At 70.4% G+C, this 23,480-nt stretch carries 21 protein-coding genes; 11 read left to right on the forward strand and 10 right to left on the reverse strand.

Annotated elements, in window-relative coordinates:
- Positions 1 to 111 precede the first annotated feature (111 nt).
- The 4 genes from Q0581_RS12625 (at position 112) to typA (ending at position 7,741) form a co-directional block, all read left to right on the forward strand.
- Positions 112 to 2,556 carry a glycosyltransferase gene (locus Q0581_RS12625; RefSeq protein WP_298700784.1) on the forward strand — a complete coding sequence of 815 codons (2,445 nt, stop codon included), beginning with the start codon at positions 112 to 114 and terminating at the stop codon, positions 2,554 to 2,556.
- Between the two features lie 67 nt (positions 2,557 to 2,623).
- Entirely contained in the window at positions 2,624 to 4,678 is a 2,055-nt protein-coding gene (locus Q0581_RS12630; protein WP_298700786.1) for an oligopeptide transporter, OPT family, read from the forward strand.
- Between the two features lie 18 nt (positions 4,679 to 4,696).
- A complete protein-coding gene (locus Q0581_RS12635; RefSeq protein WP_298700788.1) occupies positions 4,697 to 5,752 on the forward strand; it encodes a putative sulfate exporter family transporter in 1,056 nt (351 codons plus the stop codon).
- A 168-nt stretch (positions 5,753 to 5,920) separates the two neighbouring features.
- The gene (gene typA, locus Q0581_RS12640) at positions 5,921 to 7,741 is read left to right on the forward strand and encodes a translational GTPase TypA (RefSeq protein ID WP_298700790.1); all 1,821 of its coding nucleotides are present in this window, start codon (positions 5,921 to 5,923) and stop codon (positions 7,739 to 7,741) included.
- 6 nt (positions 7,742 to 7,747) lie between these two features.
- Here typA and Q0581_RS12645 read toward each other — a convergent pair whose 3' ends face one another.
- On the reverse strand, positions 7,748 to 9,403 hold the full coding sequence (locus Q0581_RS12645) for a phosphatidylglycerol lysyltransferase domain-containing protein (protein ID WP_298700791.1): 1,656 nt from the start codon (positions 9,401 to 9,403) through the stop codon (positions 7,748 to 7,750).
- 151 nt (positions 9,404 to 9,554) lie between these two features.
- Here Q0581_RS12645 and Q0581_RS12650 point away from each other — a divergent pair, with 151 nt between their 5' ends.
- On the forward strand, positions 9,555 to 10,094 hold the full coding sequence (locus Q0581_RS12650; RefSeq protein WP_298700792.1) for a hypothetical protein: 540 nt from the start codon (positions 9,555 to 9,557) through the stop codon (positions 10,092 to 10,094).
- A gap of 172 nt (positions 10,095 to 10,266) precedes the next feature.
- Positions 10,267 to 10,659 (forward strand): hypothetical protein, encoded by a 393-nt coding sequence (locus Q0581_RS12655; protein WP_298700793.1) that lies wholly within the window; start codon positions 10,267 to 10,269, stop codon positions 10,657 to 10,659.
- Between the two features lie 80 nt (positions 10,660 to 10,739).
- Here the strand turns inward: Q0581_RS12655 and Q0581_RS12660 are convergent, their stop codons facing one another.
- The gene (locus Q0581_RS12660) at positions 10,740 to 10,988 is read right to left on the reverse strand and encodes a GlsB/YeaQ/YmgE family stress response membrane protein (RefSeq protein ID WP_298700795.1); all 249 of its coding nucleotides are present in this window, start codon (positions 10,986 to 10,988) and stop codon (positions 10,740 to 10,742) included.
- A gap of 179 nt (positions 10,989 to 11,167) precedes the next feature.
- Here Q0581_RS12660 and Q0581_RS12665 point away from each other — a divergent pair, with 179 nt between their 5' ends.
- Both Q0581_RS12665 and hisN read left to right on the forward strand, forming a co-directional pair.
- Complete coding sequence (locus Q0581_RS12665) at positions 11,168 to 11,554, forward strand: helix-turn-helix transcriptional regulator (RefSeq protein WP_298700796.1); 387 nt, start codon at positions 11,168 to 11,170, stop codon at positions 11,552 to 11,554.
- Positions 11,555 to 11,605: 51 nt separating this feature from the next.
- Positions 11,606 to 12,391 carry a histidinol-phosphatase gene (gene hisN / locus Q0581_RS12670; RefSeq protein WP_298700798.1) on the forward strand — a complete coding sequence of 262 codons (786 nt, stop codon included), beginning with the start codon at positions 11,606 to 11,608 and terminating at the stop codon, positions 12,389 to 12,391.
- Here the strand turns inward: hisN and Q0581_RS12675 are convergent.
- The 3 genes from Q0581_RS12675 to Q0581_RS12685 form a co-directional block, all read right to left on the reverse strand.
- A complete protein-coding gene (locus Q0581_RS12675; RefSeq protein ID WP_298700799.1) occupies positions 12,388 to 13,470 on the reverse strand; it encodes an alpha/beta hydrolase in 1,083 nt (360 codons plus the stop codon). The two genes, hisN and Q0581_RS12675, sit on opposite strands and share 4 nt — an antisense overlap.
- A complete protein-coding gene (locus Q0581_RS12680) occupies positions 13,467 to 14,381 on the reverse strand; it encodes a methyltransferase (RefSeq protein ID WP_298700801.1) in 915 nt (304 codons plus the stop codon). Before Q0581_RS12680 ends, Q0581_RS12675 begins: the two co-directional genes overlap by 4 nt.
- 120 nt (positions 14,382 to 14,501) lie before the next feature.
- Positions 14,502 to 15,287: a methyltransferase gene (locus Q0581_RS12685; protein WP_298700803.1), complete on the reverse strand. Its 786-nt coding sequence runs from the start codon at positions 15,285 to 15,287 to the stop codon at positions 14,502 to 14,504.
- A 269-nt stretch (positions 15,288 to 15,556) separates the two neighbouring features.
- Between Q0581_RS12685 and Q0581_RS12690 the strand changes: the two genes are divergently transcribed.
- On the forward strand, positions 15,557 to 16,024 hold the full coding sequence (locus Q0581_RS12690) for an Hsp20 family protein (RefSeq protein WP_298700804.1): 468 nt from the start codon (positions 15,557 to 15,559) through the stop codon (positions 16,022 to 16,024).
- Between the two features lie 75 nt (positions 16,025 to 16,099).
- Here Q0581_RS12690 and Q0581_RS12695 read toward each other — a convergent pair whose 3' ends face one another.
- From Q0581_RS12695 to gpmA, 4 genes are all read right to left on the reverse strand, one after another.
- Positions 16,100 to 17,359: a pentapeptide repeat-containing protein gene (locus tag Q0581_RS12695; RefSeq protein WP_298700806.1), complete on the reverse strand. Its 1,260-nt coding sequence runs from the start codon at positions 17,357 to 17,359 to the stop codon at positions 16,100 to 16,102.
- Positions 17,356 to 18,627 carry a pentapeptide repeat-containing protein gene (locus tag Q0581_RS12700; protein WP_298700807.1) on the reverse strand — a complete coding sequence of 424 codons (1,272 nt, stop codon included), beginning with the start codon at positions 18,625 to 18,627 and terminating at the stop codon, positions 17,356 to 17,358. Before Q0581_RS12700 ends, Q0581_RS12695 begins: the two co-directional genes overlap by 4 nt.
- Positions 18,628 to 18,705: 78 nt before the next feature.
- Positions 18,706 to 19,332: a bifunctional diaminohydroxyphosphoribosylaminopyrimidine deaminase/5-amino-6-(5-phosphoribosylamino)uracil reductase RibD gene (ribD, locus tag Q0581_RS12705; protein ID WP_298700809.1), complete on the reverse strand. Its 627-nt coding sequence runs from the start codon at positions 19,330 to 19,332 to the stop codon at positions 18,706 to 18,708.
- On the reverse strand, positions 19,329 to 20,042 hold the full coding sequence (gene gpmA, locus Q0581_RS12710) for a 2,3-diphosphoglycerate-dependent phosphoglycerate mutase (RefSeq protein ID WP_298700810.1): 714 nt from the start codon (positions 20,040 to 20,042) through the stop codon (positions 19,329 to 19,331). Before gpmA ends, ribD begins: the two co-directional genes overlap by 4 nt.
- A gap of 162 nt (positions 20,043 to 20,204) precedes the next feature.
- Here gpmA and Q0581_RS12715 point away from each other — a divergent pair, with 162 nt between their 5' ends.
- Both Q0581_RS12715 and Q0581_RS12720 read left to right on the forward strand, forming a co-directional pair.
- Positions 20,205 to 21,704 carry a phosphomannomutase/phosphoglucomutase gene (locus Q0581_RS12715; RefSeq protein WP_298700812.1) on the forward strand — a complete coding sequence of 500 codons (1,500 nt, stop codon included), beginning with the start codon at positions 20,205 to 20,207 and terminating at the stop codon, positions 21,702 to 21,704.
- Positions 21,705 to 21,717: 13 nt separating this feature from the next.
- Positions 21,718 to 22,995 (forward strand): FAD/NAD(P)-binding protein, encoded by a 1,278-nt coding sequence (locus tag Q0581_RS12720; protein ID WP_298700814.1) that lies wholly within the window; start codon positions 21,718 to 21,720, stop codon positions 22,993 to 22,995.
- Here Q0581_RS12720 and Q0581_RS12725 read toward each other — a convergent pair.
- Positions 22,992 to 23,471 (reverse strand): SRPBCC domain-containing protein, encoded by a 480-nt coding sequence (locus Q0581_RS12725; protein WP_298700816.1) that lies wholly within the window; start codon positions 23,469 to 23,471, stop codon positions 22,992 to 22,994. The two genes, Q0581_RS12720 and Q0581_RS12725, sit on opposite strands and share 4 nt — an antisense overlap.
- Positions 23,472 to 23,480: the final 9 nt, after the last annotated feature.

Here is a 23,480-nt window from a genome sequence, read left to right on the forward strand (position 1 = left end):
CATCACCGTGGCGCGGCAACCGAAATCGACCGTGAATTCCCGCGGCGAACGCTTGAGAAGGCGGCGTTGTCTGTTATGGCGACGGACAAGAACCCGAGGGGCCCCATCCTTATGAAAATGCTCAAGCTCAGACGAGGTCGCGCCCAGCCGGCCCGGCTGCGGGTGGCGGCGGGCGACCGCGCCCGCGACGCCCAGGCCTGGGTCGAGGCCGCGCGCCACTACAAGGCCGCGCTTGAGATCAAGCCCGAATGGGCCGCCATCTGGGTCCAGTACGGCCACATGATCAAGGAGGCCGGCCGGATGGAAGAGGCCGAGGCCGCCTATCGCCGCGCAGTCGAGCTGGAGCCGGACGAGGCCGACACCCATCTGCAGATCGGCTATCTGATGCGTCGCATGCGGCGTCCCGAAGCGGCGGCCGACGCCTTCCTGAGGGCGGTCGAACTGGACCCTTCGGTGGCGAGCGCGGTCGCGGAGCTGAAGACCCTGGCGGGCCGGGGCATAGAGATCGATCAGGAGCGGCTGGCCCGCGTTCTGCCGCAACTGCGGCGCCCGGTTCAGACACCGTCCCGGGCCGACAGCCTGGGCGCCCTGACGGCGCGTCTGGACAGTCTGCTGTCGCGGTCGCGCGCGGCGGGCCGGCCCGAGGCCAAGGCCTTGGTCAAGGCTCTGACCGCCGGGGTGAAGGCGGCCGAGGCGCTGGAGGCCCTGGAGGCCGAGACGGCGCGCGGCCTGACCCATGTGGTCTTCGACGTCTCGGACCTGATCAGCTATTTCGACAACGCCCGCCTGCCCACGGGCATCCAGCGGGTGCAGATCGAGGTCATCACCGCCCTGCTGACCGAACCGGCGGCCGGGCTGGAGGTTCGGGTCTGCGCCTTCACCAGCGGGCGCGACGCCTGGGTCGAAGTTCCGCAGGACGTCTTCCTGTCCATGGCCGACCTGTCGCTGGTCAGCGGCGAACGCAACGATCCGGTGTGGATGGCGGCGCTGGACGACCTGAAGACCCTGTTGGCCATGTCGCCGATCCTGGCCTTCCCGCGCGGGGCCTGGCTGATCAACCTGGGCACCTCGTGGTGGCTGCAGAACTATTTCCTGCACGTGCGGCGAGCCAAGGCCGCCTATGGGGTGCGTTACGTGCCCTTCGTGCACGACCTGATCCCGATCATGGCGCCCGAACACTGCGTCCAGCGTCTGACCCAGGATTTCATCAGCTGGGCCTCGGGCGTCTTCGCCCACGCCGACCGCTATCTGACCAATTCCGAGGCGTCCAAGCGCGACTTCCTGAAGGTGGCCGCCATCCTGGGGGCCGAGGTTCCGGCCGACGACGTGCATGTGGTGCGGCTGGACGCCGACTTCCGCAAGCCGGCCGCCCCGGCGCCCATGGCCGAAAGCCTGGCACGCTATGGGCTGACCGAAAACGATTTCGTCCTGTTCGTCTCGACCATCGAGTCGCGCAAGAACCACCTGGCCGCTTTCGCCGCCTGGACGGCCCTGGCGCAGAAGCATGGCGTCGACGCCATGCCGACCCTGGTGTGCGTGGGCAATCGCGGCTGGCTGAACGACGCGGTCTTCACCCGCGCCGGAGCCGATCCGGTGCTGCGGCAGAAGGTGCGGATGATCTCGGGCGTGTCGGACCCGGACCTGGCCAATCTGTATCGCGCCAGCCGCTTCACCCTGTACCCCAGCATGTACGAGGGCTGGGGCCTGCCGGTCACGGAATCCCTCTGCTACGGCAAGGCGGCGCTGCTGTCGGATTCCTCGTCCCTGCCCGAGGCGGGGGGCGATCATGCGGTCTTCTTCCCCCTGGGCGACCAGAAGGCGTTCGAGCACGAGCTGGAGCGGCTGATGTTCGACGACGCCTGGCGCGCCCAGGCCGAGGCCAGGGCCGCCGCCTTCCGTCCGCGTCCGTGGCGGGCGCTGGGGCTGGAGATCGCCGAGACGGTGCGCGACTGGGCCGCCCAGGACGCCGAGGCGGGGCTGCAGGAGGCCGCGCCCCTGGCCCCGACCATGGCCGAGCCGGGCCGCTACTACTGGATGCGGCGCGTGACCGAGACCCGCATCGCCCCCGGCATGACGGCGACCGAAATCTTCCGCATCGGCGACGGCTGGTGGCAGCCCGACGACTGGGGCGTGTGGACCAAGGGCCAGGGCGGAACCCTGGCCATCGGCCTGCCCGCGAACCTGGGGCCGGCGCGGCTGTACCTGGGGCTGCAGGGCATTCACGACAAGGCGCTGACCTGCACCGTCTCCATCGCCGGCAAGCCGGTCGAAAGCGGCGTCATCCGGCGTAAAAAGACCCAGTGGGTCAGCCTGCCGCTGGCCCCGGACCAGATCGTCGACGGCGTGCTGCGCATCGACATCAAGGGCGACAAGGTCGAGGACTTCTCCATCGCCACCAAGGGCGGCGATCCGCGCGTGGCGGGGGTCGGCCTGATCGGCTTCATGGTCTGCGCCGAGGATGACGCCACGGCTCGCGCCGACATGGCCGACGCCATCGCCTTCAAGACCCTGCCCGAACTGGCGGACCGCTATCTGGCGCAAAACGCCGCCGACTGACGAACGGACGATTGCCCAAAGGCGGTTTCTCGGCTTACCTCCCCCGCCTGGGAGAGGAACCTTCGCCATGACCGACGCCGCCACGCCCGCCCCGACGACGGGCAAGCGTATCGAATTCACGCCGCGCGCCCTGGTCCTGGGGTGCCTGCTGGCGGTGGTGTTCACCGCGGCCAACACCTATCTGGGCCTGCGGGTCGGCCTGACCTTCGCCTCGGCCATTCCGGCGGCGGTCATCTCCATGGCGCTGCTGCGGGCGTTCCGCACCTCGACCATCTGGGAGAATATGACGGTCCAGACCGTCGCCTCGGTCGGCGGGGCCATGAGCGCCATCATCTTCGTGCTGCCGGGCCTGGTCATGGTCGGCTGGTGGCGCGAGTTTCCGATCTGGGAATCGATCGGCATCTGCCTGCTGGGCGGGGTGCTGGGCGTGACCTTCTCCATTCCGCTGCGCCGGGCGCTGGTGGTCAATGGCGGCCTGCCCTATCCCGAAGGGGTGGCGGCGGCCGAGGTTCTGAAAGTCGGCTCGCGCGGGGCCGATCAGGACGAGGCGGCGGTGCGCGAGAACAAGGCCGGCCTGTGGGTCGTGGTCGGCGCCGCCGTGGTTTCGACCGTCTATTCCTGGCTGGCGGCGGCGCGGGTGTTCGCCGGCGAGGCGGCCCAGTTCATCAAGCTGCCGGCCGTCCTGGGCGGCGGCGCCACGGGCATGGGCCTGGGCATGCAGTTCGCCCTGCTGGGCGCCGGGCACCTGATCGGCCTGACCGTGGGCCTGGCCCAGCTGTTCGGCCTGCTGGTCGCCTGGCTGATCGCCGTGCCGATCATGACCTCGCCCGACTATGTCGCCTGGACCGCCGGCATGGGTCTGGATTCGGTGGCCGCCACCATGGCCGCCGGCGTCTCGGCCGAGGAACTGGCCGCCGGCGTATGGCGCAATGAGGTGCGCTTCATGGGCGCCGGCGTGATCGGCGTGGCCGCCGTCTGGACCCTGCTGAAGCTGGCGGGGCCGCTGGTCGGCGGCCTGACCTCGGCCCTGACCGCCCAGGCGCGGCGCAAGGGCGGCGAGGTGCTGGATCGCACCGAACAGGACATCCCCATCTCGACTGTCGGCATCCTGTCTCTGATCGCCCTGGTCGGCATCGCCGGCCTGATGACCGCCGTGGCCCAGGCGTCGCCGGTTCTGGCCGGTTCAACCGCCCTGCTGGTCGCCGGCGGCGTGGTCTATGTGGTGCTGATCGGCTTCTGCGTGGCGGCCATCTGCGGCTACATGGCCGGTCTGATCGGCTCGTCCAACAGCCCCGTTTCGGGGGTGGGCATCCTGGCCATCGTCATCGCCTCGCTGCTGATGCTGGGGGTGATGGCCCTGACCGGCGCGCCGGCCGATCCGGCCTTCGTCGCCTATGCCCTGATCGTCACCGCCATCGTCTTCGCCGTGGCGGTGATCGCCAACGACAACCTGCAGGATCTGAAGACCGGGCAACTGGTCGCCGCGACGCCGTGGCGTCAGCAGGCGGCGCTGCTGGTCGGCGTGGTCGCCGGCGCCATCGTCATTCCCTTCGTGCTGAACGCCCTGAACAAGGCTTTCGGCTTCGAGGGCGGCCCCGTCGGCATCGCCTCCGAGCCGCTGGCGGCGCCCCAGGCGACGCTGATCTCGGCCCTGGCGCGCGGCGTCATCAGCGGCGACCTGCGCTGGGACCTGATCGGGGTCGGCGCCGTGATCGGCGTGGCGGTCATCATCCTGGACGCCGTGCTGCGCGGCGTGACCAAGGACCGGGTCAAGCTGCCGCCCCTGGCGGTCGGCATCGGCTTCTATCTGCCGGCCGCCGTGACCATGATGCTGGTGGTCGGCGCCGTCTGCGGCTGGATCTACGAAAAGGGCCTGGCCAAGACCCGCTTCGCCGACGTCGGGCGCCGCATGGGCGTGCTGATGGCCTCGGGCCTGATCGTGGGCGAAAGCCTGTTCGGCGTGTTCAACGCCGGCGTCATCGGCGCCACCGAGAACGAGGCGCCCTTCGCCATCTTCAACCTGGGCGACGGCTGGCCGGCCATGAGCCTGGGCCTGGTCGTGTTCGTGGTGCTGACCGGTCTGCTCTACGCCTGGGTGCGGGGCCGCGCGGCCAAGGTCTGATCCGGCCGGAGCCGCCCCATGACCGGGGATGAGCCGCACGCGCGGCGCCTGTCGCGCACCCTGATCGACCTGGCGCCGGGCCTGGCCTTGAGCCTGGCGGTCGCGGGCGCGGCCTGGGCGCTGGGCCAGGTCGAGGCGCATCTGTTCGGCCGCGCCTGGATCGAGCCGCTGGTGCTGGCCATCCTGCTGGGGGTGGCGGCGCGCGGCGTCTGGACGCCCGGCCCACGCTGGCGCGCCGGGATCGCCTTCTGCGCCGGACCGATGCTGGAGGCGGGGGTGGCCCTGCTGGGCGCCACGGTCAGCGCCCAGGCCCTGGCGGCGGCGGGCCTGCCCATTCTGCTGGCGGTGGTGGTTCTGGTGTTCGGCGCCCTGGCGGCCGGCTATTTCATCGGACGGGCCGTGGGCCTGTCGCCGCGCCTGTCGCTGCTGATCGCGGCGGGCAACGCCGTATGCGGCAACTCGGCCATCGTGGCGGTGGCCCCCGTCATCAAGGCCGAGGCCAAGGACGTGGCCGCCGCCATCGGCTTCACCGCCGTGCTGGGGGTGGCGGTGGTGCTGCTGCTGCCGCTGGCGGGGGCGGCGCTGGATCTGAAGCCGGAAACCTATGGCGTGGTGGCGGGGCTGACGGTCTATGCGGTGCCGCAGGTGCTGGCCGCCGCCGCGCCCATGGGGCCGGTGGCGGTTCAGGTCGGGGCGCTGGTCAAGCTGATGCGGGTGCTGATGCTGGGGCCGGTGTGTGTGGTGCTGGGGCTGATCGCCCCGCGTCTGGGCGACAAGGCCGCCGTCTGGCCGCGCCCCAAACTGACCCTGGGCAAGCTGGTCCCCTGGTTCATCGTCGCCTTCCTGGTGCTGATGGCCGCGCGGTCGGTGGGATGGATCAGCGCCGACGCCGCCGCCCGCATCGGGCCGGTGGTCACGGTGCTGACGGTCACGGCCATGGCGGCGCTGGGCCTGGGGGTCGATCCGCGCGCCCTGTTCCGCGCCGGGCCGCGCGTGGCGGCGGCGGCCAGCCTGTCGATCCTGGCCCTGGCGACGGCTGCGATCCTGATCGCCGTCGGCCTGGCGCGGCTTTAGAGTGAACACCTGAGTTCAGTCGATTCCGACTGAACCGAAAATGGTCTGGAACGCCCGCGCTGGCGTTTTGCGACAAGGGCCTGTAAGAGGCGGCGCCTTCCCTGAAACCGCCCTGATGTGCAGCGGCGCGGCCCAGCCGCGACCGAACACAGTCCGCCCGAGTCCGAAATGAACCTTCGCAACGTCGCCATCATCGCCCACGTCGACCATGGCAAGACCACCCTGGTGGACCAATTGCTGGCCCAGTCGGGCGTGTTCCGCGCCAATGAGGCGACTACCGAACGCGCCATGGACTCCAACGACCAGGAGCGCGAGCGCGGCATCACCATCCTGGCCAAGGCCACTTCGGTGGTGTGGAAGGACACCCGCATCAACATCATCGACACGCCCGGCCACGCCGACTTCGGCGGTGAGGTGGAGCGGATCCTGGGCATGGTGGACGGCTGCGTCCTGCTGGTCGACGCCGAGGAAGGCGTCATGCCCCAGACCAAATTCGTGCTGACCAAGGCGCTGAAGATGGGCCTGCGTCCCATCCTGTGCATCAACAAGGTCGACCGCGCCCACGCCGACCCGGACCGGGTGCACCTGGAGACCATCGACCTGTTCTCGGCCATCGGCGCGACGGACGAACAGCTGGACTTCCCGCACATCTACGCCTCGGGCCGCAGCGGCTGGGCGACCATGGACCTGAACCAGCCGTCCGACACCCTGGCGCCGCTGTTCGACCTGATCGTCAGCCATGTGCCGGCGCCCAAGCAGCAGGCGAACGCCGACAAGCCGTTCCAGATGCTGAACGTGCTGATCGAGAGCGACCCCTTCCTGGGCCGCCTGCTGACCGGCCGGATCGAGAGCGGCAAGGCCCTCCCCGGCACGCCGATCAAGGCGCTGGACCGCGAGGGCAAGGTCATCGAACAGGGCCGGATCACCAAGGTGCTGGCCTTCCGCGGCCTGAAGCGTCAGCCGGTGGACGAAGGCGCCGAGGCCGGCGACATCGTGGCCATCGCCGGCATGTCCAAGGCGACCGTGGCCGACACCCTGTGCGCGCTGGAGCTGACCGAGCCGCTGGACGCCCAGCCGATCGATCCGCCGACCATCTCCATGACCGTCTCGGTCAACGACAGCCCCCTGGCGGGCCGCGAGGGCGACAAGGTTCAGTCGCGCGTCATCCGCGACCGCCTGCTGAAGGAGGCGGAAGCCAACGTCGCCATCCGCATCACCGAGACGCCGGGCGCCGACGCCTTCGACGTGGCCGGCCGTGGCGAACTGCAGCTGGGCGTTCTGATCGAGAACATGCGCCGCGAAGGCTTCGAGGTCAGCATCAGCCGCCCGCGCGTGGTCTATCAGACCGGCGAGAACGGCGAGCGGATGGAGCCGATCGAGGAAGTCGTCATCGACGTGGACGACGAACACACCGGCGTGGTCATCGAAAAGCTGTCGGCCCGCAAGGCCGAGCTGAAGGACATGGGCCCCTCGGGCGCGGGCAAGACCCGCATCGCCCTGTCGTGCCCGTCGCGGTCGCTGATCGGCTATCAGGGCGAGTTCCTGACCGACACGCGCGGCTCGGGCGTGCTGAACCGCGTATTCAGCCACTATGAACCCTACAAGGGCGCCATCGAGGGCCGTCTGAAGGGGGTGCTGGTCTCCAACTCGGACGGCGACACGGCGGCCTACGCCCTGTGGAACCTGGAAGAGCGCGGCGTCATGTTCGTGGGCGCCGGCGAGAAGACCTATCAGGGCATGATCATCGGCGAGAACAGCCGCTCCGACGACCTGGACGTCAACCCGATCAAGGGCAAGCAGCTGACCAACGTCCGCGCCTCGGGCAAGGACGAGGCCGTGCGCCTGACCCCGCCGCGCATCATGAGCCTGGAACAGGCCATCGCCTATATCGAGAGCGACGAACTGGTCGAGGTCACGCCCAAGTCGATCCGCCTGCGCAAACAGGTGCTGAACCCGTCCTTCCGCAAGAAGCGCGTCAAGGAAGACTGAGGCGCCTCAGCCGCCGCGCCCCAGCATGCCGCGCCAGCCGCCGCTGGTCAGCAGGGCCACGTCCAGCAGGGCCAGGGCCAGGGGCGTCGACGGCGGGGCGGCGATGAAGCGCGGCCGCCAGTCCGGCCCGTATTTGGCCTTGTAGGCGCGCAGGCCCGAGAAGCCATACACCGCCCCGCCTTCGTCGAAGACCAGGGCGCCGACCCGCGCGAACACCGGCGCCAGCCGCCGGTCGTCCAGCCCCGCCAACGGCGCCAGCCCCAGGTCCAGCGCCCCCCAGCCCTGGTCGTGCGCCCACTGGATCGTACGCACGAACAGATAGTCCATCACCCCCGGCGGGGCGTCGGGCGCATGGCGCATCAGATCGACGGCCAGTCCGTCCCGCGGCCGCGCGCCGGGCATCAGATTGGCGAAGGCGACGATGCGCCCCTGGACCCGCACCACCGCCACCGGCGTCAGATCCAGCCAGGCCGGATCGAACCGGCCCAGGGAAAAGGCCTTCTCCGTCCCCTTGTGGTGGGCCAGCCAGGCGTCTGACACCGCCTTCAGTTCGGCCGCCACGGCCGAGGCCGCGCCGGGCGGCAGCATGTCGAACACGGCCCCCTCGCGTTCGGCCCGGTTGACGGCGGTGCGCAGGTTCTGGCGCGCCTTGCCCTCCAGGCTGAAGACGGCCGTGTCGATCACGGCCGTCTCGCCCACCTTGCGCACGGCCAGGCCCAGGGTGGCCAGGTCGGCCAGCAGCCCCTCGCCCACCGAATAGAAGACCGGCGCCGCCCCATAGCCGTCGGCGGCTTCGGCGAAGGCCCACAGCAACTCGCGCCGTTCCGAAGCCAGGCCCGCCGGTTCGCCCATGGCGATCCAGCGCCGCCCCCGCACCCGATAGGCCAGGACGCTGCGGCCCGACGGACTGAACATCAGCGCCTTGTCGCTCAGGGCGGCCAGCCAGGCCTCGGGCGCCGCGACGTCGGCCTGTTGCAGGATACGGATCGCCTGATCGACCTGCGCCCTGTCGGCCGGCCGATGCCCCGCCGCACCGGGCGCCCCCAGCAGCGACCGGCCGGCGGCCAGCAGGGTCAGCAGCGCCAGCGCCGCCCCGGCGCGCAGGAAGCCTGAAACCTGGCGATCCGTCAGCAGGGTCCACCACAAGGCGTCCTGATAGGCCACGTCGCGATAGGCGAAGAAACCCAGCCACATCACCGCCGCGACCACCGCCGCCAGCAGCAGCAGCCACGCAGGCCGCAACGGCTCGGTCAGTCGGGAATGGCGATTGAAGGCCTTGCGGCACGGCGCCAGCAACAGGGCGACAAGCCCCAGCTGAACGGCCTCTTCCCAATCCAGCCCCTTCATCAGCGAGAACACCGCCCCGCCGACCAGCACGATCAGCACCGCCCAATAGGCGCCGCGCCGCCTTCGCCACAGCCCGGCCGACAGCATCAGCAGCAGGAACCCCGCCACGCTGGCGGCGAAGTGCGACAGATCGATCAGCAGCGGGTGCAGCAGGCGATCCAGAAAAACCAGCCGTTGTGTGAACGCCGGCGTCGCCGCCGACGCCAGCAGCACCACCCCGCCCAGAAAGGCGGCGACGGCGAACACCTGGGGCGTCAGCTCGAACGCCAGCGCGCCGAGACGCCGCAGAAGGTTGCGCTGGTCCCGTTCCGCCATGCGTCAGACTAATCCGCCGCGCTTCGGCCGGGAAGCGGCTGCAAACATGGCGGGGCCAAGGTCATTTGGCGGCGGGTGAAACAATCCGTTGCGGAGCGTGTTTTCAGGTCTCCCCAGCGGGCCAGCGGCCCGTGCAACCGGAGTTCCTCCCATGATCCGCAAGACCACCCTTCTGGCCGGCGTGGCTGGCGCCGTTCTGTTCGCCGCCCCCGCCCTGGCCCAGGACATCCCGGCCCAGGAGCCGGCCCCCGCCACCACCCCGGCCCCGGCGCAGGGCAGCATGACGATCCAGCCCGGCTCTGACGTGAAGAGCGAAAACGGCGCCCGTCTGGGCGCGCTGGAAGGCGTGCGCACCAATGACGTCGGCCAGCAGGAGCTGGAAGTCCGCGGCGACGACGGCCAGCTGCGCGCGGTGCCGCTGGGCGGTCTGCGCCAGGATGGCGAGACCCTGATCGTGGCCCTGACGCCGGAACAGTATCAGGCCGCGCCGGTGGTCCAGAGCGAGGGTGACGACGACGCCGCCCCCACGCCGGCTCCGACCACCGACACCGTCCCGGCGGACCCGTCGATCCCGGCCATGCCGGCCCCGGCCGCCACGACGCCGACCCTGCCGACCGATCCGGCCACTGCGGATCCGACCGCTGAGCCGACCGATCCGGTCGAGCCGGAACCGGCCACGCCTCAGGCCTGATCGCCCGATCCGATCCCTGGACCCGATGACAAGACGGGCGGCCGAAAGGTCGCCCGTTTTTTCGTCGTCCCGCTTTCATCCTCTTTGGGGACTGGCGGCCCGCGCACGGCGCGTTATGGTTCGCAGGACGCCCGCTGGGGGCGTTTCTGACGCCTTGTCCAAGAGTTTCGCCATGACACGCACTCTCGTCGCCGCCGCCAGCCTGGCCCTGGCCGCCCTGGTCGCCGCTCCCGCCGCCCTGGCCGCGCCCCTGCCCGCCGTGATGCAGGACGCCGAGGCGCCGCCGCCGCCGATCAACCTGGAACCGGGCGCGCCGGTGAAGGGCAAGGACGGGACCATCCTGGGTCACCTTCAGGATGTTCAGGTCAATGCCGCCGGCGCCCAGGAACTGCTGGTGCGCGGCGCCGACCGTCGCCTGCGGGCCGTGCCGCTGAACGGAATCCGCCAGGACGGTGTGGGCGTGGCGGTCGACTGGACCCAGCGCGACTTCCAGGCCGCGACCCCGATCGAGGAAGCCCCCCGACCGGCCGCACCCGCGCCCAGCGCCGCACCCAGCGGCGACTGAAACGCCGAACCGGCCATGAAAATGGGGCGGTCCCGACGGGCCGCCCCTTTCTGTGTTCGTCTGTTGTCAGGCCGGGCCGATCAGCGACGCTTGATCAGGCCCAGCAGGAACAGCAGCACGATGGCGCCGATGGTCGCCACGATGGTCGACCCGATCCAGCCGCCCCAGGCGAAGCCCAGAGCATTGGCCAGAAAGCCGCCGATCAGCGCGCCGACGATGCCGACGATGAGGTTGGTGATCAGGCCGTGGTTGCGGCCCATGATCTGTTCGGCCAGCCAACCGGCCACGATGCCGATGACGATCCAGGCCAGAATGCCCATTCCACCCATGACGAAGTCCCTTCTTCCTTAAGGCCAAGCTGCCTCGCCGCATTAATGCGCAGAAGGCGGGGCGGTTGCGTTCACGGCTGCGTCACTCCCCTGACGCGGGAGTGCGGCATGTCCCTTGAAGCGATCCAGGCGAGCCGTTCCGTTTCGGGACAGCCCGAAGCAACAAGGGGTATGGGGCCATGGCCACCGACATCGACCTTCACCTGGGCCGCCGCCTGCGTCGCCGCCGCCGCCTGCTGGGCCTGACCCAACAGCAGTTGGCCCTGCAGGTGGGCATCCGTTTCCAGCAGATCCAGAAATACGAATGCGGCGCCAACCGCATTTCGGCGGCGCGCCTGTGGCAGCTGGCCGAGGCGCTGGAGACGCCGGTCAACTATTTCTACGACGGCCTGGCCGAGGCGATGGAACGTCAGGAGACGGCCAACGGCGCCGGCGAGATGTTTTCCCGCAAAGAAACCCTCGACCTGATCCAGGCCTATTACCAGCTGGGCGAGCGGCCGCGCCGCCGCTTGCTGGATCTGGCCAAGTCGCTGCACGCCGAAGGCGACGCCCCGGCCAACGCCTGATCGCCGCTTGGTTCGTGACTCGTTGGCGGGGCGTGGGTATGCCCGTCGGCGATGACCGAGCTTGAAGCCTTCGCCCTGGACCTGGCCCGCGCCGCCGCCGAGGTCGCCCTGCCGCTGTTCCGCACCGATTGCGGGGTCGAGGACAAGGGCGGACCGGGCGGCTTCGACCCGGTGACCGTCGCGGACCGTCAGGCCGAGGCGGCGATCCGTCGTCTGATCGCCGACCGCTATCCGCATCACGGCGTGGTGGGCGAGGAATATGGCGAGGACCGGCCCGACGCCGAACACGTATGGGTGCTGGACCCCATCGACGGGACGCGCGCCTTCGTCGCCGGCCTGCCGCTGTGGACCACGCTGGTCGCCTTGCGGCACGGCGGAACGCCGAAGATCGGCGTGATCGCCCAGCCCTATCTGGACGAAGTCTTCATCGGCGGGCCGTCGGGCGCACGCCTGATCCGCGGCGGCGCGGCGACGCCGTTGAAATGCCGGCCCTGTCCGCGCCTGAACGACGCGGTGATCGCCACCACCGACCCCGACATCTTCAATGGCGCCGAACACGGGGCCTGGACCCAGGTGCGGGCGGCCGCGCGCCTGGCCCGACTGGGCTGCGACGCCTATGCCTACGCCATGGTGGCGGCGGGGCGCATCGATCTGGTGGCCGAGACGGCGCTGAAGCCCTGGGACTGGTCGGCCCTGGTCCCGGTGATCGAGGCGGCGGGCGGGCGCGTGGTCAACTGGCGCGGCCAGGCGCCCGGCGGCGACGGCCGCATCCTGGCCGTGGGCGACGCGGCCCTGATCGACCAGGCGCTGGTGACGCTGAGACGCGCGGCGATTTAAGAGGCCGCCGTTTCGGCCTGAGCCGCCTGAGGTCGGGGGTCCGGGTCGGCCATGGCCGTCGGTTCCGAAGCCGACGCAGTCACCGGCGACAGATCCTGCACCGGCGACACATAGTCGGCCATGGCGTCGAACTCGTTGAGGAAGACCGCGCGCATGTCGTCGGTCTCCATGATGATCTCGTGCTTGGCGCCCGCCACCTCGACATAACGGCCGCGGCCCAGCCGCTTGGCGGCCCAGCGGGCGGTCTGTTTCCACACGCGGTCATCGTCGGCCGACTGGACGATGCACACCGGAATGCGCACGGACTTCAGCGCCTTGGGCTTCAGAACCCGCTCGCCCGCATCGATGGCGAAGGCCAGCCAGCCCCAGGTCGGGCCGCCGACCGCCAGATGCGGACAGGCGTACATCTGCTGGCGCCACAGCTCATAGCGCGTCTCGTCCGAGGTCAGGGCGTCCTTCTCGAAGGTGTGGTCGAACGGATCGTCCGGGTCGTCCAGCACATAGTCGCCGGCCTTGCCGTGCCGCAGGTTCCAGCGCACGGCCAGCTTGACCGACCACATCGACCGCTTGCCGGTGCGGATCTTCAGCATCGGGCTGGACAGGACGGCGCCGGCGAAACGGCTTTCGCCGGCTTCGAGGCTTAGAAGGTTCAGACAGCCGCCCATGGAATGACCGACCATGATCCAGGGCTTGGGCGCACGGGTTTCATAGGCGTCCAGCAGGCGGGCGTAGTCGTCCAGGAATTCCTCGACCGCGCGGGCGTGGCCCCTCAGCCGGTCCGGCAGCAGGCGGGCCGACAGACCCTGGCCGCGCCAGTCGTGGGCCAGAACGCACCAGCCGCGCGCCAGGAAATTGCCGATCAGCTCGAAATATTTCTCGATGGGTTCGGTGCGGCCGGGCGACAGCACCACCGTGCCGCGCGGCTTGGCCGCCACCAGGGTCGACGGCGTCCAAAGGGCCGAACGCAGGCGCAGGCCGCCGGCGCCACGGAACCAGTCCCCCTGCCCGCCGGGGGGCGAGGAGGCTCCGGGCACGCCCATCAGCGGGGCGTTGGCGGCGAAGGCGGCGGCGCGGTTCACTCAGGCTTCCTGAATTTCAAGGTCATGCGGTCGCTTTCGCCGATCGCATCGTATTTGGTCCGGTCGAACGTCGGGTCGGGCGCCTGGCCCTGGGGCGCCGTCAGACGCTGGGGCGGCAAGGTTTCGACACCGAAGGGATGATCCTTGGTATCCCTTTCATTCGCGTTGATTTCCGAGGCGGCCACAAAGACAAGACCCGCCTCGGCCGCCAGCTGTTTCACGAACGCTTCCTGGACGTATCCGTTCGACGCGGCCGGGTCCTGATCGTCCTCGGGCGCCAGGCGGTGCTGTTCGATCCCCAGAACGCCGCCGGGCCGCAGGGCGGCGAAGGCGTCGGCGAACGCCTTTTCCACCAGACCCGACGCCATCCACGAATGCAGGGTACGCAGGAACAGCACCATATCCGCCGTGCCCGGCGCCGTCAGTTCGCCCGTCAGCCCGCCGAACGACACGAAATCGATGTCGCCATACAGTTTGCGGTCGGCGCCGAAGCGCTCCTGGAAGGCGGCGTTCAACGCGCCCTGGGCCGGGTCGGCGCCGGGACCAGAGGCGAACAGGGCCGCCACATAGCGCCCGTCGCCCTTGTTCAGATAGGGGGCCAGGATTTCGGTGTACCAGCCGCTGCCGGGCCAGACCTCGACCACCTTCATGCGCGGCTGCAGGCCGAAGAAGCGCATCGTCTCCAGCGGGTGGCGATAGGCGTCGCGCGCCCGGTCCTTGGCCCGCCACGGCCCGGCCACGGCCCATTCCAGCGATCCGACCGGCGGTCCCTGGGGCGCGTCCGACGCCGGAGCCTCGGTCTGTTTGTCGCGATTGCACGCCGACAGGCCCAGCAGTCCACAGGCCGCCGCCCCGGCCAGCAGGCCGCGCCGCGAAGCGCCCCCGCGCAGCCCCGAGCTGTGATCAGCCATACGCACTCCCCGTCCTGCGCCCGTCCAACGCCCGGGCCGGCTGCGGTCGAGACGGCTTAACGACGTTCGCGGCCAGGGTCAAAGCCGGGGTCAAAGCCGGGGTCAAAGTCCGCGCGCAGATCAAGCGGGCTTGCGCAGACGCAGGGTCATGCGGTCGCTTTCGCCGATGGCGTCGAAGGCGGCGCGCTCGGCCGGCGTCAGGGTGCGCTCGCCCTGGCTGCTGCGACGAACCGGCGGCAGGGTCCAGACGCCGAACGGGTGGTCGCGATCATCGGCGGCGTTGGCGTTGATGTCGCTGCGGCCGTCCAGCACGAAGCCCGCGCCCTGGGCGGCGTGGATGACATGGCTTTCGGGCACATAGCCGGTCGGGGCGGTGTCGGCGACGTTCAGCCCCTCGACCGCGCGATGCTGTTCGACCGCCAGCACGCCGCCGGGCTTCAGCGCGCGGAAGGCGGCGGCCAGGACAGTGTCGGTGACGCCCGGCTGGCGCGCCCAGTTGTGAAAGGCGCGGGCGATCAGCACCATGTCCGCCGAACCTGGCTCGATCGCCTGCAGCGCCGCCAGATCGTTGGCGGGAACATAACGGCCCCCGGTGGCCTGGGCGTAGGGTTGCAGGATGGCGGTCCACCAGCCGGCGCTTCCGGGCTGGACCTCGACCACCGTCAGGCCGGGCGTCAGGCCCCAGAAGGTCAGGGTTTCTTCGGGGTGGCGGAAGGCGTCGCGGGCGCGGTCGGCGGCGGGACGCGAGGGCGAGGCGATGGCCGCCGCCAGGGCCTGGTCGGCCTGATATTCCGGCACGGCGGTCGAAACGGCCGAACGGGCCGCGCGCGGCGCCGTCTGGGCCTCGGCCGCCAGAGCGGGGGTCAGCAGCATCAGGCCGGCGGCGAGCATCAGGCAGGGACGCATCGGCGATCTCCATCCAAAGGGGCGTTTACCCTTAGCGGCCCGAGACGGGGCGGCAAGTCGGCGCGCGCGTCAGGCGACGATTCCACGCACCGGCGGCCGGCCCCTTGACGCCCCGCGCCGGCTTCCCATCTGAACATCCGAGAGCGCCGATCCCGGGCTCTCACGGACCTGCCGGGGCCCCTTGGGGACCGTCGGGTGCGGAACCCCAACGCCGTCCCGGGCCGAAAACGCGGGGGCGGCTCAACCTTGCTGATCCTCAGGAGGATGACATGCGTACCTATGATTTCTCGCCGCTGTACCGTTCGGCCGTCGGTTTCGACCGTCTGGCCGGTCTGCTGGAAAGCGCCGCGCGCACCAGCCAGGAAAACGGCTGGCCCCCCTACAACATCGAGACCACGGGCGAGAACGCCTATCGCATCGAGATCGCCGTCGCCGGCTTCACGCCCGACGAGCTGAACATCGAGGTGAAGGAGAATCTGCTGACCGTCACCGGTCGCAAGGCCGCCAATGACGAGGCGGTCGCCAGCCGCACCTTCCTGCATCGCGGCCTGGCCGAGCGCGACTTCGAGCGCCGGTTCCAGCTGGCCGACTATGTGGTCGTGACCGGGGCGGACCTGTCGAACGGCCTGCTGTCGATCACCCTGGAGCGCCAGCTGCCCGAGGCGCTGAAGCCCCGGCGCATCGAGATCGCCGCCGGCCAGCCGCTGATCGAAGGCAAGGCCAAGAAGGCCGCCTGACCGGCCGCCGCCCCTTTCGAGTGATCCCCCAAGCCTGGAGGGGCGGCGTTCGCGTCGCCCCTTTTTCTTTTTTTGTCAGGCGGCCTGTTCGGCGGCGGCGGCCAGGCCGATGACGCGGTCCAGCCGCGTGGTCGCCAGATCCACCCCTTCCAGCACCGCATGATGCAGTTCGGCCCCCGACAGGTCGGCGCCACCCAGTTGCGCCTGGGTCAGGTCGGCGTTGTCCAGCCGGGCGTAACGCATGCGGCTCAGCGTCAAGGTCGCCGGCAGGGTGCGCGACCCGCCCAGAGGCAAGGGCCCCAGGCGCGCGCCGCGCAAATCGGCGTTGGACAGATTGGCGCGGCTCATCCGCACCCCGCTGAGGTCCGCGTCCCGCAGATCGGCGCCGCGCAGATCTGCGCCGTCCAGGGCCGCGCCCTGAAACGCCATGCCGCGCAGGTCCATGCCGACCATGCAGGCGCCCTTGGCCGACAGGGCGGGCAGCCGCAGCCCCTTCAGCCGGTCGCCCAGAGGCCGCAGATCCATGGAGTCGAAATTGGCCGGCTCGCCCATCACCCCGCCGCTTTCGGCCCAGGCGTTGGCGTCCAAAGCACGCTGATACAGGGCCTCTGCGCCCGCCACGGCGGCCGCGTCCGGGTCACGCAGGGCGCCGGCCAGATCGGCGCTGTCCAGCTTGGCCGCCCCCACGCTGACGCCCGTCAGCACCGCACCCACCAGACAGGCGCCGTAAAGATTGGTCCCGACCACATCGGCGCCGTCCATCATGGCGCCGGACAGGTCCGCCTCCTTAAGATTGGCGCCGGTCAGCCGCGCGCCGCGCATCGAACAGTCGGTAAAGTCGGCCTTATGCGCGCTCAGCCCTTCCAGGCGCGATCCATCCAGGCGCGCGCCGGAGAAATCGGCGCCGTCGGCGACGCCGGTCATCGTCTCGTGCCGCACGGCCGACAGCCCCTTGGTGGCGTGGGGAATGGCCAGCACGCCTTCGCGGAAATCCGCCTGGGTCAGGTCAGCCTGGCTCAGATTGGCGCCGCGCAGCGACACCCCGCGCAGATCGGCGCGGTTCAGGCGCGCCGCCGCCATATCGGCCCCGCGCAGGTCACAGCCGAACATCAGGGCGCGTTCCAGACTGGCGCCCCGCAGGCAGGCGTTCTCCAGCGACGAGCCCGACATGTCCGCTTCATCCAGCATGCGCCCCGCCAGGTTCAGCCCCGACAGGTCCATGAATTTCAGCGACAGGCGGCGGCCCCCGGGCCGTCCCTGGGCGTAGCGTTCGTGGGCGGCCATGAACAGGTCCAGGTCGCTCTGGGTCAGGCGGCGGCGAACGATGTCGGTCATGCGGCGGCTCCGATCACGTCCAGGCCGCGCACCCCGGTCAGGATGGCGCCGTCCAGTTGAACCTCGCGCGCCTGGGCCCCGTGCAGGCTGGCCCGGCTCAGGTCCGCGCCGGTCAGGATCGCGCGCCGGATGTCGGCGCCCGTCAGGTCGGCGCCGCGCAGCACCGCCCCGGTCAGATCCGCAGGCATGAGACGCTCCGGCCCGATCAGCAACGGCCCCAGTTGCGCCTCGCGCAGATCGGCGCCGTTCAGCCGCGCCCCCGCCAGCCGCGCCCCGCGCAGATCGGCCCGACGCAGGCGCGCCGAGCGCAGATCGGCCCCTTCCAGGTGCGCGCCCTGAAGCTGCACCCCCTCCATGTCCAGGCCGTAGAAGACCGCGCCGCGCGCCGACAGGGCCGTCAGATTGTAGCCGGTGATGGATTTCAGCGCCCGCAGGTCCACCTGATCGAACACCGAAGGCTGGCCCTCGGCCCCGCCGGTTTCGCACCACAGGGCGTGGTCGCGCAGCATCTCGGCGGCCGGCAGGCGCGACACGGGCGCCCCGGTGGGCCGGTCGTCGGTCAGGGCGCCGGTCATGTCGGCCCCATCGGTGCGCCACATCGCGGCCTTCACCCCCACCAGAACCGCGTCCCGCAGGTCGGCGCCAGTCAGATCGGCGCCCGACAGGTCCGCCCCGGCCAGGTCGGCGCCGCGGAAGCTGGCGGCCTTCAGATTGGCGCGGACCAGCTTGCAGTCCTTCATGATGGCGTCGGTGAAGTCGGCCGACTGGGCCTGGACGCCCGACAGGCGCGAACGTTGCAGATTGGCGCCGGCCAGACACGCGCCCTGAGCCTCGGTGTCCTTGCGGTTCTGGGCCTCGACAATGCGGAAGCCGGCCTTGGCGTCGGCAGCGGCTAACGCCCCTTCGCGCAGGTCCGCCTCGAACAGATCGGCGCCGGTCAGGTCGGCCGCGCGCAGACAGGCCCCGCGCAGATCGGCGCGGCGCAGGCTGGCGTCGCACAGGATCACCTCCTGCATGTCGGCGCCGAACAGATTGGCGTTGTCCAGCCGCGCCCCGGTCATGTCGCAACCGATCAGACAGGCGGCGGCGAAGTCGGCGTCGGCCAGATTGCGGCCCCGAAAGCTGAGGCCCGACAGGTCCAGCCAGGCGAAGACCGCGCGCGCTCCGCCCGGCCGCGCCTGCCAAAGGCGTTCGTGCCGGATGCAGATGGCGTCCAGTTCCTGCTGGCTCAGGCGTCGCCGAACGACGGATTGCGGGGCTGCCGACATGGCGACACCCTGCCCCAGACCCGCTTAAGGAAGGTTTGCGAAAACCGACGTTTCGCCAAGCCCTTGACGGTCGGCCGTCTATTCCGTCAGCAGGCCCTGGTCGCGCAGGGCGTCGGCCAGTTCGCCCGGCGCGGTCCACAAACGGGTGTAACCCGCTTCGCCCAGACGCTTCAGCTCGGTCGTCAGATCGGCCTTGGGCGAGGCGGCGAACCGGCCGTCGAAGCCTTCGCCGTCATCGGACACCCGCACCATGGGCCGGCCGGTCTCCAGCCGATGCAGATAGCCTTCGTACAGAACCGCCGCCTGGTCAGCCAACAGCCCCGTCTCGACTTCCAGCCCCGCCTGGCGCAGCCGCTCGACGCCACGGCCCGAGGCGAAGGGCGAGGGATCGACGCAGGCCACCACGACGCGGGTCACGCCCGCCTCGGCCAGGAAATGCGAACAGGATTTGCGCCCCGACGACCGGGCGCCGCACGGCTCCAGCGTCACATAGGCGGTGGCGCCCTGGGCGCGGGCGCCGGCGGCGGGCACGGCCTGTTCCTCGGCATGCGGGCGACCGCCGGCCGCTGTCGCCGCCTCGGCGACCACCTCGCCGCCGTTCACGATGACGCAGGCCACCGAGGGGTTGGGCCAGGTCTTGCCCATCTGCTGTTTGGCCACCGCGATGGCCCGGGCCATGAAGGCCATGTCGTCGGGGCCGCTCATCCGATCACCGGCAGGGGCTGGGCGCGGTCGGCGTCGAGATAGCGGGCGGCCGTCGGCTTCAACTGCGCGTCCAGCTCGATCTCCAGCGGATTGCCGGTCGGAATCTCGACCTCCACGATCCGGTCGTCAGGCACGGCGAACAGATGTTTGACGATGGCGCGCAGGGAATTGCCGTGGGCGGCGATCAGCACATCATCCCCCGCCGCCAGGCGCGGCGCGATCTCGGCGTTCCAATAGGGTAGGACGCGATCCAGGGTAGTCTTCAGGCTTTCGGTGTCCGGGATCGGCTGGCCCGCATAGCGAGGGTCGGCGTGGAAATCCCATTCGCTCCCGGCCTCCAGCGGCGGCGGCGGAGTGTCATAGCTGCGGCGCCAGACCTTGACCTGATCCTGACCGTGCCTGGCCGCCGTCTCGGCCTTGTCCAGGCCCGTCAGCCCGCCATAGTGCCGCTCGTTCAGGCGCCAGTCCTCGACCACCGGCACGGCGTCCAGACCCGCCGTCTGCAGGGCCAGGGCGCCTGTTCGCTTGGCCCGTTTCAGCACCGAGGTGAACATGACCGCTGGGCGGAAACCCGCCTGGGCGATCAGGTCGCCGGCGCGCCGGGCCTGGGTCTCGCCCTCGGCCGTCAGATCGACATCGACCCAGCCGGTGAAGCGGTTTTCCAGGTTCCACTGGCTCTGGCCGTGGCGCAGCAGGATCAGGCGCGGCATCCCAAACTCCGTTGATCTGTGTTCCGGGGGTAGGCCCGGCGCCCGCGTGGGTCAAGCAGACCCGCCGCACGACCGCGGCGCACCCTTCACGATGATCGTGCGTTGTCCCGGCGCCCGCCGCCCGGCTATAGCCGCAGAACCTTCGCCTTACGGAAGCCGCCTATGCCCAAGCCCCGCGCCGACCTGGTTCCCAACACCGCCGCCTATGAGACCACGCCGCTGGTCAAGGCCACGGGGTTCCGGGAATACGACGCCCGCTGGGTGCTGGAGAAGGAGATCAACCTTCTGGGCATCCAGGCCCTGGGCCTGGGGCTGGCCACCTATGTGCACGAAATCGGCGTCGCACCCCGCATCGTCGTGGGTCACGACTTCCGCAGCTATTCCCTGAGCGTGAAACAGGCCCTGATCCTGGGCCTGCTGGAAGGCGGGATGGAGGTTCTGGACATCGGCCTGGCCCTGTCGCCCACGGCCTATTTCGCCCAGTTCGCCCTGGACGCCCCCTGCGTGGCCATGGTCACCGCCAGCCACAACGAAAACGGCTGGACCGGGGTCAAGATGGGCGCGAACAAGCCCCTGACCTTCGGCCCCGACGAAATGGGCCGGCTGAAAGCCATCGTGCTGCAGGATCAGGGCGTGGCCCGGCCGGGCGGGCGGCTGGAAAGGGTCGAGGACTTCCGCGAACGCTATATCGCCGACGTCGCCGAAAAGGTGCGCCTGAGCCGCCCGCTGAAGGTCGTCTGCGCCTGCGGCAACGGCACGGCCGGCGCCTTCGCCCCCGAGGCCCTGCGCCGCATGGGCGCCGAGGTGATCGAGATGGACACCGACCTGGATTTCACCTTCCCCAAATACAATCCCAACCCCGAAGACCACGCCATGCTGGTGCAGATGGCCGCCAAGGTGAAGGAGACGGGCGCCGACCTGGCCCTGGGGTTCGACGGCGACGGCGACCGCTGCGGCGTGGTTGACGACAGGGGCGAAGAAATCTTCGCCGACAAGATCGGCCTGATGCTGGCCCGCGACCTGTCGGCCATCCACCCGGACAGCACCTTCGTGGTCGATGTGAAATCGACCGGCCTGTACAAGACCGACGCGGTGCTCAAGGCGAACGGCGCGACCACCGTCTACTGGAAGACCGGCCACAGCTACATCAAGCGCAAGACCGCCGAGATCGGCGCCCTGGCCGGGTTCGAGAAGTCGGGCCATTTCTTCATGGCCGGGCCGCTGGGCCACGGCTACGACGACGGCATCGTGGCGGCCGGGGCCGTGCTGGCCATGCTGGACCGCAATCCGGGCAAGCGCCTGTCCGAGCTGAAGGCCGCCCTACCCGACGCCTGGACCAGCCTGACCATGTCGCCCCATTGCGACGACGAGCTGAAATACGGGGTGCTGGACCGGATCGTGGCCGAATATCAGGCCCTGGCCGACGCGGGCGGCGAAATCCTGGGCCGCAGGATCGTCGAGGCCATCACCGTCAATGGCGTGCGGGTGCATCTGGAGGACGGCAGCTGGGTCCTGGTCCGCGCCTCGTCCAACAAGCCGGAACTGGTGGTGGTGGTCGAATCCATGCGGTCCGAGGACGACATGCGCGCTCTGTTCCGCCAGGAGGTGAAGCCGCGCCTGGCCCGATACGCCGAGATCGGCGCCTATAATCAGGAGATCTGACCTGACCGATCCGGTGGTCATCGTCGGCGGGGGCTTTTCCGGCGCCATGCTGGCCGCGCGCCTGGCCGAGCGGGGGCGCGCCTCGGTCGTCATCGACCGGACCGGGGATTTCGGGCGCGGCGTGGCCTATTCGACGCCGTTCCCGGGCCATCTGCTGAATGTGCGGTCCGGCCGGATGAGCGCGGTCGAGGGGCGGCCCGGCGATTTCGTCGACTGGCTGACGACCCACGCCCCCGATCACGCCGACCCCGACGGCTTCGCCCCGCGCGCCCTTTATGGCCGCTATGTGCAGGACCGACTGGCGGCGGTCGAGGCGGCCCACCCCGGCCTGATCCGGCGCGAGGTCGCCGAAGTCGCGGCCATCACCGAACAGGGGGTGCGGCTGGCGGACGGGCGGATGATCACGGGCGGGGCCGTGGTGCTGGCCACCGGCAACCCGCCGCCGCGCACCGCCAAGGGTGACGCCAGGGTGCTGTCCGATCCCTGGGCGCCCGGCGCGCTGGACAGCATCACCGAGGCGGACGACGTCGTCATCATCGGCACCGGCCTGACCATGATCGATGTGGTCCAGACGCTTGAAGCGCGCGGCTGGACCGGCCGGGTTGCGGCCCTGTCGTTCAAGGGCGTGGCGCCTCTGCCGCACGGATACGGACACGATGCGCCCGCCGACCTGCCGTCCGACGCCGTGGCCGGGCCGCTGTCGCAGCGGCTGAAGGCGGCGCGCGCCCTGGCCCGGCGCACCGACTGGCGCGCGGTGATGGAGGGCTATCGCCCGATCACGGCCCGGCTGTGGCTGGAGGCGACGACGGCCCAGCGCGCACGCTTCCTGCGTCACCTGCGCCCCTGGTGGGACGTGCATCGCCACCGCATCGCACCGCAGATGGCGGACATGCTGACGCGGCTGGAGGACCAGGGCCGGCTGACCCTCAGGGCCGGGCGGCTGGACCGCATCGAGACGCAGGAAGAAGGCTTGGCCGTCCACTGGCGCCCCGCCGATGGGGCCGCCGCTGACCCCCTGACCGCCGCCTGGGTCATCGACTGCACCGGCCCGGCGCACGATCCGGCGACCCACGCCCTGACCGCGCCCCTGATCGCCGCCGGCCGCGCGCGGCTGGAGCCGCTGGGCCACGGGCTGGACCTGGACGCCGACGGACGGGTGCGAGACGCGGCGGGCCATGCGGACGGCCGCCTGTGGATGGTCGGCCCCCCGGCCCGCGCCGCCTATTGGGAAACCATCGCCGTGCCCGATATCAGGAAACGCATCGAAATCCTGGTTGGCGCCCTGGCCTAGCGGAACGCGCCTTCGCGCAGGTTCAGCCCGTGCTCAAGCCAGGCCTTCAACGCGACCAGCATCTGGGTCCAACCCATGCAGTTGCCGTAGGAGGCCTTCAGCCCGGTCGGCGTCTGACGCCAGCCTTCCTCGGCGATGGTGACCAGGGTGCGCGCGCCGCCATCCAGCGGGGTGAAGGCCATGGTCACCGTGGTCATATAGCCGGCCGCGACCACCGGATCGGCGTCGTCCGGCACGCCCTCATTGGCCTCCCATTTCAGGACGATGCGGCGGTCCTGCACCACCTCGACCACCTCGACCGGAAAGGGGCCGGGGAAGTCTGCGAACTCCCACTGCACCGTCTGGCCTGTCGCCAGCCGACCGACCGCGCCGCCGGTGGTGAAATACGCCGACAGCTGTGCCGGGTCGGCCACCGCATCGAACACCTGATGCACAGGCTTGGACACCCGCATCCCGACCTCGAATTTCAGTTCCATACCGCGCTC

Origin of the sequence: uncultured Brevundimonas sp. (assembly GCF_937863155.1) — a bacterium.
Lineage (GTDB): Bacteria > Pseudomonadota > Alphaproteobacteria > Caulobacterales > Caulobacteraceae > Brevundimonas.

Coding starts and splice junctions, on each gene's coding strand:
- Q0581_RS12625 (WP_298700784.1), top strand. CDS start 112: ATGAAAATGCTCAAGCTCAGACGAGGTCGCGCCCAGCCGGCCCGGCTG.
- Q0581_RS12630 (WP_298700786.1), top strand. CDS start 2,624: ATGACCGACGCCGCCACGCCCGCCCCGACGACGGGCAAGCGTATCGAA.
- Q0581_RS12635 (WP_298700788.1), top strand. CDS start 4,697: ATGACCGGGGATGAGCCGCACGCGCGGCGCCTGTCGCGCACCCTGATC.
- typA (WP_298700790.1), top strand. CDS start 5,921: ATGAACCTTCGCAACGTCGCCATCATCGCCCACGTCGACCATGGCAAG.
- Q0581_RS12645 (WP_298700791.1), bottom strand. CDS start 9,403: ATGGCGGAACGGGACCAGCGCAACCTTCTGCGGCGTCTCGGCGCGCTG.
- Q0581_RS12650 (WP_298700792.1), top strand. CDS start 9,555: ATGATCCGCAAGACCACCCTTCTGGCCGGCGTGGCTGGCGCCGTTCTG.
- Q0581_RS12655 (WP_298700793.1), top strand. CDS start 10,267: ATGACACGCACTCTCGTCGCCGCCGCCAGCCTGGCCCTGGCCGCCCTG.
- Q0581_RS12660 (WP_298700795.1), bottom strand. CDS start 10,988: ATGGGTGGAATGGGCATTCTGGCCTGGATCGTCATCGGCATCGTGGCC.
- Q0581_RS12665 (WP_298700796.1), top strand. CDS start 11,168: ATGGCCACCGACATCGACCTTCACCTGGGCCGCCGCCTGCGTCGCCGC.
- hisN (WP_298700798.1), top strand. CDS start 11,606: ATGACCGAGCTTGAAGCCTTCGCCCTGGACCTGGCCCGCGCCGCCGCC.
- Q0581_RS12680 (WP_298700801.1), bottom strand. CDS start 14,381: ATGGCTGATCACAGCTCGGGGCTGCGCGGGGGCGCTTCGCGGCGCGGC.
- Q0581_RS12685 (WP_298700803.1), bottom strand. CDS start 15,287: ATGCGTCCCTGCCTGATGCTCGCCGCCGGCCTGATGCTGCTGACCCCC.
- Q0581_RS12690 (WP_298700804.1), top strand. CDS start 15,557: ATGCGTACCTATGATTTCTCGCCGCTGTACCGTTCGGCCGTCGGTTTC.
- Q0581_RS12695 (WP_298700806.1), bottom strand. CDS start 17,359: ATGACCGACATCGTTCGCCGCCGCCTGACCCAGAGCGACCTGGACCTG.
- Q0581_RS12700 (WP_298700807.1), bottom strand. CDS start 18,627: ATGTCGGCAGCCCCGCAATCCGTCGTTCGGCGACGCCTGAGCCAGCAG.
- ribD (WP_298700809.1), bottom strand. CDS start 19,332: ATGAGCGGCCCCGACGACATGGCCTTCATGGCCCGGGCCATCGCGGTG.
- gpmA (WP_298700810.1), bottom strand. CDS start 20,042: ATGCCGCGCCTGATCCTGCTGCGCCACGGCCAGAGCCAGTGGAACCTG.
- Q0581_RS12715 (WP_298700812.1), top strand. CDS start 20,205: ATGCCCAAGCCCCGCGCCGACCTGGTTCCCAACACCGCCGCCTATGAG.
- Q0581_RS12725 (WP_298700816.1), bottom strand. CDS start 23,471: ATGGAACTGAAATTCGAGGTCGGGATGCGGGTGTCCAAGCCTGTGCAT.